At 67.9% G+C, this 11,289-nt stretch carries 18 protein-coding genes; 4 read left to right on the top strand and 14 right to left on the bottom strand.

All coding sequences use genetic code 11. The annotated features are described in order from the left end of the window. Positions 1-46 precede the first annotated feature (46 nt). The 14 genes from xerC to ACIBIW_RS05540 all read right to left on the bottom strand — a co-directional run bounded on the left by xerC (position 47) and on the right by ACIBIW_RS05540 (position 7,573). On the bottom strand, positions 47-1,273 hold the full coding sequence (gene xerC, locus ACIBIW_RS05475; protein WP_399332230.1) for a tyrosine recombinase XerC: 1,227 nt from the start codon (positions 1,271-1,273) through the stop codon (positions 47-49). Next, complete coding sequence (locus ACIBIW_RS05480) at positions 1,270-1,476, bottom strand: helix-turn-helix domain-containing protein (RefSeq protein ID WP_161303459.1); 207 nt, start codon at positions 1,474-1,476, stop codon at positions 1,270-1,272. Before ACIBIW_RS05480 ends, xerC begins: the two co-directional genes overlap by 4 nt. Further along, positions 1,473-2,867 (bottom strand): replication initiator protein RepSA, encoded by a 1,395-nt coding sequence (gene repSA / locus ACIBIW_RS05485; protein ID WP_399332233.1) that lies wholly within the window; start codon positions 2,865-2,867, stop codon positions 1,473-1,475. Before repSA ends, ACIBIW_RS05480 begins: the two co-directional genes overlap by 4 nt. After that, positions 2,864-3,109: a hypothetical protein gene (locus tag ACIBIW_RS05490; RefSeq protein ID WP_399332235.1), complete on the bottom strand. Its 246-nt coding sequence runs from the start codon at positions 3,107-3,109 to the stop codon at positions 2,864-2,866. Before ACIBIW_RS05490 ends, repSA begins: the two co-directional genes overlap by 4 nt. Positions 3,110-3,114: 5 nt before the next feature. Further along, positions 3,115-3,300, bottom strand: coding sequence for a hypothetical protein (locus ACIBIW_RS05495; protein ID WP_399332237.1), 186 nt, complete (start codon positions 3,298-3,300; stop codon positions 3,115-3,117). A 91-nt stretch (positions 3,301-3,391) separates the two neighbouring features. After that, the gene (locus ACIBIW_RS05500) at positions 3,392-3,718 is read right to left on the bottom strand and encodes a SpdD-like protein (RefSeq protein ID WP_399332238.1); all 327 of its coding nucleotides are present in this window, start codon (positions 3,716-3,718) and stop codon (positions 3,392-3,394) included. Between the two features lie 21 nt (positions 3,719-3,739). Further along, entirely contained in the window at positions 3,740-3,895 is a 156-nt protein-coding gene (locus tag ACIBIW_RS05505; RefSeq protein WP_399332240.1) for a hypothetical protein, read from the bottom strand. Positions 3,896-3,904: 9 nt separating this feature from the next. Then, positions 3,905-4,093, bottom strand: a complete 189-nt coding sequence (locus ACIBIW_RS05510) for a mobile element transfer protein (RefSeq protein WP_399332242.1) — start codon at positions 4,091-4,093, stop codon at positions 3,905-3,907. Between the two features lie 14 nt (positions 4,094-4,107). After that, entirely contained in the window at positions 4,108-4,794 is a 687-nt protein-coding gene (locus tag ACIBIW_RS05515) for a DUF2637 domain-containing protein (RefSeq protein ID WP_399332244.1), read from the bottom strand. Positions 4,795-4,814: 20 nt separating this feature from the next. Continuing rightward, positions 4,815-5,117: a hypothetical protein gene (locus tag ACIBIW_RS05520; protein WP_399332246.1), complete on the bottom strand. Its 303-nt coding sequence runs from the start codon at positions 5,115-5,117 to the stop codon at positions 4,815-4,817. A 72-nt stretch (positions 5,118-5,189) separates the two neighbouring features. Continuing rightward, positions 5,190-5,621, bottom strand: a complete 432-nt coding sequence (locus ACIBIW_RS05525) for a hypothetical protein (RefSeq protein WP_399332248.1) — start codon at positions 5,619-5,621, stop codon at positions 5,190-5,192. Between the two features lie 20 nt (positions 5,622-5,641). Continuing rightward, on the bottom strand, positions 5,642-5,818 hold the full coding sequence (locus ACIBIW_RS05530) for a hypothetical protein (protein ID WP_399332250.1): 177 nt from the start codon (positions 5,816-5,818) through the stop codon (positions 5,642-5,644). Positions 5,819-5,900: 82 nt separating this feature from the next. Beyond that, on the bottom strand, positions 5,901-7,241 hold the full coding sequence (locus ACIBIW_RS05535) for an FtsK/SpoIIIE domain-containing protein (RefSeq protein ID WP_399332252.1): 1,341 nt from the start codon (positions 7,239-7,241) through the stop codon (positions 5,901-5,903). A 2-nt stretch (positions 7,242-7,243) separates the two neighbouring features. Beyond that, on the bottom strand, positions 7,244-7,573 hold the full coding sequence (locus tag ACIBIW_RS05540) for a hypothetical protein (protein ID WP_399332254.1): 330 nt from the start codon (positions 7,571-7,573) through the stop codon (positions 7,244-7,246). A gap of 141 nt (positions 7,574-7,714) precedes the next feature. Between ACIBIW_RS05540 and ACIBIW_RS05545 the strand changes: the two genes are divergently transcribed. The 4 genes from ACIBIW_RS05545 to ACIBIW_RS05560 all read left to right on the top strand — a co-directional run bounded on the left by ACIBIW_RS05545 (position 7,715) and on the right by ACIBIW_RS05560 (position 11,203). Continuing rightward, positions 7,715-8,488, top strand: a complete 774-nt coding sequence (locus tag ACIBIW_RS05545; RefSeq protein WP_399332256.1) for a GntR family transcriptional regulator — start codon at positions 7,715-7,717, stop codon at positions 8,486-8,488. A 13-nt stretch (positions 8,489-8,501) separates the two neighbouring features. After that, on the top strand, positions 8,502-9,017 hold the full coding sequence (locus ACIBIW_RS05550; protein ID WP_399332258.1) for a GNAT family N-acetyltransferase: 516 nt from the start codon (positions 8,502-8,504) through the stop codon (positions 9,015-9,017). Positions 9,018-9,542: 525 nt separating this feature from the next. Beyond that, on the top strand, positions 9,543-10,163 hold the full coding sequence (locus ACIBIW_RS05555) for a hypothetical protein (RefSeq protein WP_399332260.1): 621 nt from the start codon (positions 9,543-9,545) through the stop codon (positions 10,161-10,163). After that, a complete protein-coding gene (locus ACIBIW_RS05560; protein ID WP_399332262.1) occupies positions 10,160-11,203 on the top strand; it encodes a helix-turn-helix domain-containing protein in 1,044 nt (347 codons plus the stop codon). The genes ACIBIW_RS05555 and ACIBIW_RS05560 overlap by 4 nt, the downstream gene beginning before the upstream one ends. Positions 11,204-11,289: the final 86 nt, after the last annotated feature.

Consider the following 11,289-nt stretch of genomic DNA (forward strand, 5'->3'; position numbering starts at 1 on the left):
GGGCCTCTTGCGTTGGGCCGTACAGCAGCGAAGTACAGCAACCAGGTCAGCCGCTACCGTCCATCGCGCCGGAAAGCTGATCCAGTGCCGAGGGCACCTCTTCTTCGCTCGCCTCCGCGTAGACCTCCATCGTCATGGCGATCTGCGAGTGCCGCAGAATGCGCTGAGCGACCTTCGGGTGCACCTTCAGGGCTACCAGGAGCGAGCTGCACGTGTGCCGGGTGTTCCGCAGCGGGATCACGCGGAGGCTGGCACGCCGAGCCCGCAGGGCGAACATCCGGGTGAGGTTCCCCGGCTCGATCGGCGTCCCGTACTTCGTCGTGAAGATCAGGCCGCGATCGTCCTGCCACGCATCCCCGATGGCCTTGCGGTCGCCGGACTGCTGAGCGCGACGCATCCGGAGCGCCTTCAGGCAGAGCGAAGGCAGGGGCAAGAAGTCGTCGGAGTCCTCGGTCTTGGTCTCCCGGTGCAGGATCTGCCGACCGGCGCGCTGGATCTGGTGGTCCACGTACAGCTCGCCGCGCTCGAAGTCGACGGACTTCCATGTCAGGCCCAGGACCTCACCCCGGCGGAGCCCGAGGCAGAGCACCAGCATCCACGCGGCGAACAGGTGGTCGTCCCGAGCGGCGGCATCGGCGAGGAACTGTCCGGCCTCGGCGACGGACCACGGCTTGATCCGGCGGCGGCGCGGCTTGGGCACCTTCACCAGGGAGGCGACGTTCTTGCTGATCTCCTCCTCGGTGACGGCATGGGTCAGAGCGGCTCGCAGAGCATCGCGGGAAGCCTGAATGACCCGGCGGGAGGGGTACGCCTCGCAGCAGTCCCCGACCGCGCAGCACTTCCGTCGGGTCGGCGCTCGCTTCGCATCCTTCTCCTGGGCGCAGCACTGGCAGACGGTCGCCAGCTTGGTCAACCACTCCCGCACATCGCGAACGGTCAGCCGGTCGAGCCGCTTCGCCCCGAGGTAGGGCGCGATGTAGAGCCGCACGCAGCCCTCGTATGAGACGTACGACAGCGGGGCAAGGTTCGGCTTCACGATCGAGTCGAGCCAGTACGCGAGGAAGACGGACACCGTGCGGTGCTGGGTGGCGACGGCTCCCTTCTTCGCCTCCGCATGGAGGTTCAGCCACTTGTCGTGGACCTCATCGCGAGTCTTGCCGTACGCGTACTTCCGGGCCCGCTTGCCGTCCGGCTTGGTCACCCAGACGTAGGCCGCGAAACCGTTCTTGTAGGGGTAGATGGAGCCCTCACCGTTGCCGCGCTTGCCGCTCATGCTGCCTCCCCTTCAGCCTGCTGGGCGAGCCGCTCGATGTACTCGTCCACGTAGCGGGGGAGGATGCGCCGACTGCGGCCGTCCTTGATGGAGCGGATCTCGCCGGTCAGCACCAGCATCTTGGTCTTGGAGAGGCCGTAGCCGAGCATTTCGGCGACCTCCGCCGTGGTGTGCCACTTCCGTTGGATCACTGCCGTGGTCATACGTCGGTTCCTTCCAAGGGCCAGTCGTCTTGCAGGGCTTCGCGGGCGAGTTCGCGGTTCTGGGCTATGCCGCGGCGGATGTTGGCGGCGAGCCAGGACTCCCCCGGGGTGTGGCCGTGTCCGGCATAGGTCCAGTGCGCGAGCGTGAGCGTGGTCTCCTCGGGGATCTCGTCGGGGTCGGGGAGGCCGAGGGCGGCGCGGTGTTGGGCGGCGCGGTAGTCGGCTCTCACCTGGCGGAGGGCGCCGAGGGTGGTGGAGTAGGCGCGGGATTTGGTGGAGAAGTGGCCGCGGAAGCCGAGCATGTGCGCCCACTCGCGGAGCTTGCGATCGGGGTACATGGCGTGCAGGTCCAGGCACGCTTCGATCAGGCGCCGGGGATGGTCGGGCACGTCAAGCAGGATCAGCGCCTCTTTGTTGCCGATGCGGCGGTCGACGGTGCCGGTGGTCTCGGCGGCTTTGGTGGCGTACTTGGCGACGTAGGAGGCGACGGCCTGTTCGGTGATTTCGGAGCCGTCGCCGAAGGCTTTGATCTCGCGGACGTCGAGGCGGTCGCCCCAGCAGAAGACGCGGGCTGGGAGCTCCCCGACGGCGTCCAGGTCGACACGGACCCGGGCAGCCGCGGCGTGGATCGCGTCGGTCAACAGGGCGACGCTCGCCCAGTGCGGCGGCGGGCTGTCGGGACCGTCCGGCCCGTCGAAGCGGACAACGGCGTGGAAGTGGATGGCGCCGCGCTTTTGGTATTCGGCGACCTTGCCGAAGGACACCTTCGACTGTTCCCGGGCTGCCTTCTGGGTCAGGCCCGCGCGGGCGGCGATCTCGCGGCGCAGGTAGATCGTGAAGAAGCGCCACAGCTCGGAGGCGTGGTTGTTCCACAGCACTGCCCCCGCGTAGTCGTACTTCTCGGGGGCGAGCGGAGTGCCCAACTCTGCGGAGTCCTCGGGGTGTCGGGTGCCGCAGCGGCAGGGCCGGTTGTCGGGCCGGTTGTGGACGGGGCCGAAGCTGGGGGCGGTGAGGGTGGCGAAGACGCGGGGGTGGTCGCGGATGGTGTGCGGGGTGCCCTTGTCGGGATCGCCGACGAGTCCGGCGCGGATGAGGTGGTAGGTGTCCCCGGCGTAGGTCCAGGCGCACGACGGGCAGCGCGAGGCCCGGCGGTTGCCGCACGCGATCCGGAGTCGGCCGCCGGGTTCGGTGTCGGTCGAGTAGGAGAACAGGGCCTGTCCGGTGGCGCGGTCGCGGGTGACGGTCGAGCCCGTCAGGTGGATCGGGTCGGAGCAGCCGCCGGTACGGCGGATCTGGTCTTGGATGCGGTCGAAGCCCGGGGACCCGGCGACCCTCAGCACGTCGGTGAGGGTGGCCGGGTCCAGGCCCGCCATGGTGGCGGTGTCGGTCATCGGGCGCCGCCCTTGCGCTTATTGCGGGGCCGGTCGGAGTGGTAGCGGCTGGTGCCCAGGTCCCGGCCGTTCTCCTGGTGGCGCGGGGCGTCGGGGTTGCGGTCGTTCCAGTCCTCGGCGCACACCTTGTGGACGGGCTCGCCGGAGTGGGCGCGCAGCGGGGTGGGCTTGCCGCACTGGGTGCAGGCGCAGTTCCCGGTGTGGTCGTAGTGCTCGCCGTTGTTCCAGTTCAGAAGTCCCATGCCAGTCACCGCCCTGCGCGAGCGAGGACGGAGGCCGGGGTGGTGTGGCCGTGGCCCTTGCAGGTGGTGCAGGTGGCGGTGAGGGTCTGGCGGGAGCCGTCCCGGTTGCGCAGTCCGGTCGTGATGGCGACGGCGGGGAAGCCGTCGCAGTCGGGGCAGATGCGTGCGCGGGCAGGGGTGGGCTGGGCCATGATGGAACTTCCTTCCGGATCGTTTGGTTCGGGCAGGAGGCACGGCTCCGGAGCGGACGAAACTTGGCGGTAGAGGCCGCTCCGGGGCCGGTCAGCGGTTCTTGATCTCGCTGTTCATGAGCGAGCGGATGACGAGCGCGACGATCGCGAGCGAACCCGCGGTGATCGCGACGGCGAGGAGCATGGAGACCAGCACGGCGCCGACGACGAGCACGGCCGCGGTGCCGCCACCCACGAGGAGCGCGAGGGCGCCGGGGGTGAGCTGCACGGTGGGCCGGTTGGTCGCGGCCGAGGCGGGGGCCGGGTGCGGGCAGGAGCAGGCGGCCGGGGCGTGCGTGTGGCCTTCCACGGCTGTGGTGTTGAGCGGGATGATCTGGCCGGTGGGCTGGTCGTTGACCGGGATCTTCGGGGTGAACACGGGGTGGTCCTCCTTTCGGGGTTAGTTGATGAGGGAGTCGACGGCGGGGCCGAGGAAGCTGTCGGCGATGAGGTAGCCGCCGAGCAGGAGCAGGATCACGAGCCAGAGCGGCGGGCGGGTGAGCTTGATGCCGAGCCATCCGACGACGATCAGAGCGAGCCAGAGCGGGACATCCATGGCGGTCTCCTAGGCCGGGCAGTGGTGGGTGCGGGCGGCGAGTTCGGCGCCGGAGCGGTTGTCGTATTCGGCGGAGAAGTCGCAGCGGGGTGCGGTGCAGGCGGCGGTGTGGCGTTCGCGGCCGCGGCCGTCGTAGAAGGTGGCGACCTGGACGGGTCCGAGCCTCTGCACGTTGCGGAAGCGGCGGTAGGCGGTCATGGCAGGCGGTCCTTTCAGGCGAGTTGGAGGTGGGCGGCGATCGAGTCGACGACCGGCGCGGGTAGGCCGAGTTGGGCGCGCAGGTTGGCGATGGGGAGCGGATTGCCGGTGGTCGCGTGGTGCTTGTCGGCGAGCTTTCGGGCGTGGTCCAAAAGGGCCGGCGGGACGCTCGCCGGGACCGGCGCGGGCTCCGGAGTGGGGTCGGATGCCGGGAGCTCCCGCGTGGCGGGTGCCTCGGGACGCTCATCGATTTCGGGCGCGGTGTCGGTGCGGTGCAGGTCGACCGCGGGTGCGTCCTCGGTGGGCTCCGGTGCGTCAGGCTCCGGGGCCGGGGTGGTGTCGGTGGGGCTGTGGACGAGGAGGGTGCCGCCGAGGAAGGCCAGCGCAGGCCATCCGGCGACGACGATCCGCAGCCAGGCCGGGACGGCGTTGAGGTTGAGGAGTCCGGCGGTGGCGACGTTGGCGCCGAGCGAGGCGAACAGGGCGATCACGAACCAGGCCCAGGCCGCGCGGTCCTTGCGGGCGGTGCGCAGCCGTCGCCAGGCCGCGACGAGGAGCAGGTCAACCGAGATCGGGTAGGCCCAGGCTTTCCAGCCGGACTGTCCGGCTGCTTCGGCGAGGTCGTGCAGGTGGGAGAAGGACAGGGCACCGGCAATCACGGCTTGGATGAGGACGGCGTCCGGGTGCAGTGAGCGGGCCATGGTCTTCACCTCCCTTCAGTTCAGAACAGGGCGAGTTGGGCGTGCGCGGTGTCCGGGGCGGTGGTGCGCGTGGCGGCCAGGACGCGGGTACGCCAGCGCATGGCGTAGTCGAAGCAGTTGGCGCAGTTCTTGTGGGTGTGACCGGGCAGCGCCGGGCGATGGCGGGCGTGGGAGCTCCAGGCGGCGGAGTCCGCGGAGGCCAGCAGATGGCCGACCTTGGCCAGCCCGAGGGTCTTGAAGCCGAAGCCATGCAGCTTCAGCCCGTGCGCCGCCATCGCGGTGACGATCGCGGCGCCCTTCTTCGTGGACTGCAGGCGGCACACCGAGCCCAGGCCGACGATCGGCTCTTTGCGGAGGTCGACTCCTGCCTTGTCGTACAGCTCCAGGCAGTCCTCTTAGGCCGGGATGGTGTCGCCCTGCACCACGGGGGCGATCTTCAAGTCGGGTGCGAGGGAGCGCAGTTCGAGGAAGTTGTTCACGGTGCGTCGCTGGTGTTCGGCGACGCTGAGGTGGGTGCCGACGAAGTGCTGTCCGTTGAAGGTGCCGCCGTTGATGATGGCGTCCTCGCACATCCAGTCCTGCGGGGCAGCCCAGTCATAGGGGCCGACGTGCTCCCAGATACGGCGCAGATCCGTGACGTACTGGCGGGGCGGACGCTCCCAGGTGCCCTTGTCCTTGAGTTCCATGAAGCCGCCGGAGTCCACCGCATACGGGCCGAGGGCCGGGTACAGCGTGACTGCGTTGGCGAAGTGCTCGGACTTCAAGAACAGCGGCTTGTCGGTGAGCTTGACCCAGTGCTTCTTGTGCGTGGTCAGGTAGAACCGCATCCCGGGAGCCCCCGTCGTGGTCAGGTGGAAGTGGTGGCTTCGCCGGAGCCGAGGCAGGTCAGGCACAGCCCGGTCTGCTGGCCGACGGCCTGGCGCTTGCGGCCGACGCGGACAGCGACGGAGACCTCACCGGAGCCCTTGCAGGTCGGGCACGCGGCGCTCTGCGGTTCGAAGGAGGGCTTCTTGACGGCGGCCATGGGTCGTTCTCCTTCCGGTGTCAGGCATGGGTGGGGTAGGGACCTGGCGCGAGGTGGTCACGCCAACCGGTGGAGTGGCAGCTCAGAAGGCTGCCGGGGCCTGTTTCGGCATGGGCGGGATGATCAGCGTCGGGTCGAGCGGCACGACCGGGCGGAAGGGCTCCAGGGCCGGGAGATCCGGGATCAGGTGGACGTTCTCCCGGCAGGTGGTCACGGTGTCGTCGACCGAGGTGAGCGGGGTTCGGATGCGTCCCCAGCCGCCGGAAGCATCCGCGGCGACGGCCTGGCCGGGGCGGTCGGCGGGGATCGTGCACGCGGCCGGTACCGACTCGGGGGCCACGTCGTTCAGCCCCATCTCGGCGGTCTGCTTGTCGTTGACGCGGTGCACCACGCGGCCGGTGAGCTGGGCGCGGAGCATGGTGGCGCCCTTGCCGAGTTCGGAGCCGAAGCGCTGCCCGCAGATCTCCAGGTAGATCCCGACCGCCCGGGAGAGCTGCGCGAGGCGGATTAGACCGGTGACGATGCGCTCGCGACGCTCCTCATCCTTCTTCGCAGAGATCAGGAAGAGTTCCGCGATCTCGTCGACCAGGACCACGACCGGCGCGGGCCGCAGGTACTCGGGGAGCTCCCACAGGTCTGAGACGCCGTGCTTGGCCAGCAGGTCGAAGCGGTCTTCCATCTCCGCAACCAGCACATCGATCAGTGAGGCTGCATCGTCCGGGGTCGTCGCCAGCGCGGACAGGCGCGGGGCGTAGCGGGACTGTTCGACCCCGCGCTTGCAGTCGATCCCGACCAGGGCGACCGGCAGTTGTGCCAGTCCCTTGATCAGGTTGCGCTGGTACATGGACTTGCCCGACTGGTTCGCGCCGAGGGTCAGCGCGTGCGGGATCTCGCGGTAGTTCCGCACGAAGGCGGTGCCGTCGTCGCGGAGGGCGACCGGCGCGATCAGATCGCGCGGAGTGGCCTTCTTCGGCATCTGGACCCGGCGCAGCAGGTCGAAGCCGGTCATCCGCAGTTCCACGAACCCCGGCTTGGTCGGGCGGACGTGGACGGAGCGGACGCCCCAGGCGTGGCGCAGCCGCTCGGAGGCGGCGGCCAGGTCGGCGGGCTCCAGACCGGCGGGCAGCCGGAGCGTGACCCGCAGGCCGGTCGACGTTCCCCACACGCGGCGGATCTTCGGAGCCACCGGCCGGACCTCGTGGCGGGCGACCCGGCGCGACATGAACGCCCGCAGACCGGACGGCTGCACTGTCAGCCCGCACACATCCATCGTGTTCCGGTACGAGAGGGCGAACCGGCCGTAGGTCAGCGGCAGGCCGACCGCAGCCCAGTAGGCGCGCGGGGCGCGGACCTTGGCGTAGCCGACGCCACCAGCCGCCGCTAAGGCACCCGACGCCTCCACCCACACGATCGGGTCAGTCATGATCAGGCCGCCGTCGTGATCGCGATGGCACGGAACGAGATCCCGTGACGCTTCTGGCCGTTGAACTCGTTCTCCCAGTCACGCGCCTTCAGCCCAGTCACCCGCACCGGCACACCCGGCGTCAGGTCCGCGGGGAGACCCGTCTCCGGGATCGTCACCTGGTAGAGGTTGCCCTCCCCGTCGTCCGAGACCAGCAGGCCCACGGTCGACAGCGGCGCGTTCGTCTCCCGGTCCATGGCCCGCTCGCCCGTCTTCTGGTTGACCAGCTTCGGCGTCGGCGCGGTCGCTACGAACACCACAGCGGTCTGAAGGTCGATCTTGAAGGACGGCATACAGCACTCCTTGCGATCTAGGGCGCACTCGATGAGCGAGCCCGCCCAACTGGCTTGAGCCACTTACTGGCTTAAGCCAGTTGAGCACACGCTGCGCTTCGGGTCAACAAGGTGGCTTGAGCCAGTTGCTAGACTGCGGGCATGACTCCGTCCGTCCCTCCGACTCAACAGCCTCCGAGCAGGCGAATTGCCGATGATCTGCGCCGCAGGATCGAATCTGGAGAGTTGAGCAGCGGGGACAAGTTGCCGTCGGAGCGTGCCCTTGCCGAGGAGTTCGGCACAGCCCGGAACACTGCGCGGGAAGCCGTTCGGATCCTTCGCGAGCAAGGTCTGGTTGTCGCGAAACACGGCAGCGGGGCATACGTACGCGAGCCTCAGAAGCTGTTCCGCTTCGGCAGTGATCGGTACTCGCTCAAAAACCGCGAGACGGGTCTCACGCCGTTCCGGCTGGAGTGCGCGCGGCAGGGCAAAGTCCCGAGGATCGACGTCCCGTCCATTGCCCGTGAGCGGCCACCGGCAGATGTTGCAGAGCGTCTGAAGGTCTCCGCAGACGAGGAGAGCGTGGTTCACCGGGAGAACCACTACTTCGCGGACGACGAGCCGGTACAGATCGTCTCGACGTACCTGCGCTGGGATGAGGCCCAGGGAACGCTCCTGATGCAGGCCAAGACCGGCAAGGACGGCATCTACGGACGGCTCCAGGACCTTGGGCACGTCATGACCCGCGTACGCGATGAGATCAGCGCCAGGATGCCGACACCGGCGGAGGCCGCGACTCTCGATCTACTCCCCGGCGTGCCAGTGCTCGATGTTCTGCACACCAGCCTCGACCAGGACGAAGTCCCCTTCGAGGTCTCGCGCTACGTCCACCGCGCCGACCGCACCGGGCTGCTCTACGAACTGCCCGTCGAGTAGACAGGAGCTCCTGATGGCATCCACGATCGTCCGCCCCTTCGAGAGCGATGACCTAGATCCCGCTGCTGCCGCGCTGGTTGAAGTCCATGAGACAGACGGCTATCCCGTGGAGGGGATCGAAGATCCTCAGGGGTGGCTCTGGTCTGACGATGTGCTGCGTGCGTGGGTGGCCGACGGTGAGGGGGAGGTCGTCGGGCATGTCGCCATCATGCGGCCGCGGGGCGAAGACGCTGTCCGGATGTGGACCAAGCAGAGCGGTGACGACGAGGCTCATGTAGCCGTTCTGGCGAGGCTGTTCGTCGTCAGAGCGGCGCGTAAGCACAAGACCGGAGAGCGCCTGATGGAAGCCGCGATGCGCTTCGCTCAGGAACGGGATCTACGCCTGGTGCTCGACGTCATGACGAAGGATGTCGCAGCCATGCGGCTCTACGAGCGGCTCGGCTGGCAGAAGATCGGCGAAGCCACTCACCACTTCGGAGACGGCCAGAGCATCCCTGCCGTTTGCTACGTCTCGCCCCCGACAGCCTGAGAGCTGTTACAAGTTTCTCTACCTCATCAAGCACCCGGCTGCGCTCCGCTCCGCCGGGCGGGCTTTCCGGCTCCGCTGGGGCGCCGCTCCTGCCTTCGGCCCGCTCCGCCCCGCTGCGCCGACGCCCGCCCACTGTGGATAGGCCCGGAGGTCATGAGTCGATCACCCGACATTTGCGGCCCACGGTCAGGGACATGCCTCCGGCGGGGGATCGGCCGGCACCGGGTGGGAGGGGGGCGCCGTTCCCGGCCGCGGGCACATCGTGGCGAGCGTGGGGAGCTCCCATCCCGTCCACCGTCGACCCAGGCAGAGCCGAGCAGACGCGGCCCAGGGGCGTCAAGGTCGTTCGTACAGTGGCGCGCTCCACCTTGACGCCCCTGAACCACGCCCGCTCCACGGTGTGTGGGTCGACGGCGGACGGGATGGGAGCGGGGGAAGTGGTGAGTTGAGGTAGCAGGCAAGCGTCAGCAACAAGTTGACGATCCCCTGGACAAGGTGATCTACCGTGCCGGTATATTTTCCGGCATGAATTCCTACCCGGAATCCCCAGAAGTCCTGTCAGGCTTAGGCGAGAAGGTCACGCACGGTCTGGCTAGATCAGTGAGGCTCGCTGCCGATGACCTGCGCACCTATCGCAACTGGAATCCCACGTGGGTGGCCGAGGCGAGCGAGCGCGGTCTAGCCAACTGGATCCATGATCGCCTGTGGGCCCACCTCACAAGCTTGCTCGACGGCCACCCCGGTGTGACCTTGAGTCACGGGGAGCCCACGCGCGAGGTGATCGTGGGCGTCGGCTATCGTCTGCGGGTCAAGCGGCATCGGGAAGATGGCCAGGTCAGCAGCTACGCCACACAGACGGCTCTGGAGTTCTTCGCACAGGGTGTGCAGGACACGTTTCCGGGAATGGAAGAAGTCCGTCTAGTCGCTGGCTACGAGTGGGAAGCTGACTCACGCGAGATCGGTGAAGCAGTGCTGTCGCTACGCGACGGTCAGGACAACGTGGTCTGGCTGGTGCCTCTGCCGGACGTCGGCCAAGCTGGAGGCACGGTTCAGCCTGTCCGTCCTACAGCGCCCGAACCTTCGCTCCCGTCGATCAACGTGCCTGCACCCGAGAAGCACGAAGCAACGGAGGATGGGTCGAAATGAGCAGTCTCGGCGAAGCGATCACAACAGCTCGCCGGGCCCTTGGTTTCACCCAGGAAGACTTGGCAGAGGCCGCTGGGGTGACCCAAGCGGCCCTGTCCCGCTACGAGAACGATCTACGCGAGCCCGAGAGTGAAGCCCTCGCCCGCCTCGCGGATGCTCTCGGCGTAACCGTCTCGTTCCTCAAGCACGCAGTTTCCGTTCGCGGCGCGATGGCTGTAGACGCTCATATGCGGAAGCGAGCGACCGCCAAGGCCACGACCTGGCGGCAACTGGAGTCCCAGCTGAACATGTACCGCATGCACGTCCGCCATCTGATGGAGGAAGTGTCACTCCGGGCACAGCAGCGCATCCCGACGTTTGATCCAATTGAAACGGACGCCGCTGACGCTGCCCGCATGGTTCGGATGCAGTGGCGCATGCCCATTGGCCCTGTGAGGTCGCTGGTTCGCTGGGTCGAAGCGGCTGGCTGCATCGTCCTCGCCGAAGACTTCGGGACGACACGCGTAGATGGGCTCTCTCAATGGGTGGACGACTACCCGGTGATGATGATCAACGTAGCGGCGCCCATTGATCGTGTCCGCCTTACCGTTGGTCACGAACTGGGGCATCTGTGCCTGCACTCCTCAGAGCCCATCCTGTCCATGGAGGAAGACGCGACAAGGTTCGCGGCGGAGTTCCTTATGCCTGAAGAGGTCATCCGCCCTCAACTCAGGAACCTCACCCTGGGCCGGTTGCATGATCTCAAGCGGGAGTGGGGCACATCGATGCAGGCCCTGATCGAACGCGCATACGACTTGCAAGTCATCACCTCCGCGAAACGCACGAGTCTGTACAAGTCCCTGAGTAACCGGGGTTGGCGAACCCGAGAGCCCTTGAGCGACGAGCTTCCACCGGAGACACCTGCCCTGGCCCAATCCATTGGCGAGGCCATGGCCGACAAGGGCCTCAGCCACGAGGAGATCGCCGAAATGGCCGGGTTCTCGAGTGCGGACCGGAACACCCTCTTCATCGCCCCCACGCGACGCCTGCGGGCAGTGTGAGCTCCAGCCGCAGAAGTCCGTGCCCCATCTGTGCCTGATAGACCGGTAACTCACGGGGAATCACGGCCGCCAGCAGGGACCGCCCA

It is taken from the genome of Streptomyces sp. NPDC050560 (genome assembly GCF_044457285.1).
GTDB lineage: Bacteria > Actinomycetota > Actinomycetes > Streptomycetales > Streptomycetaceae > Streptomyces.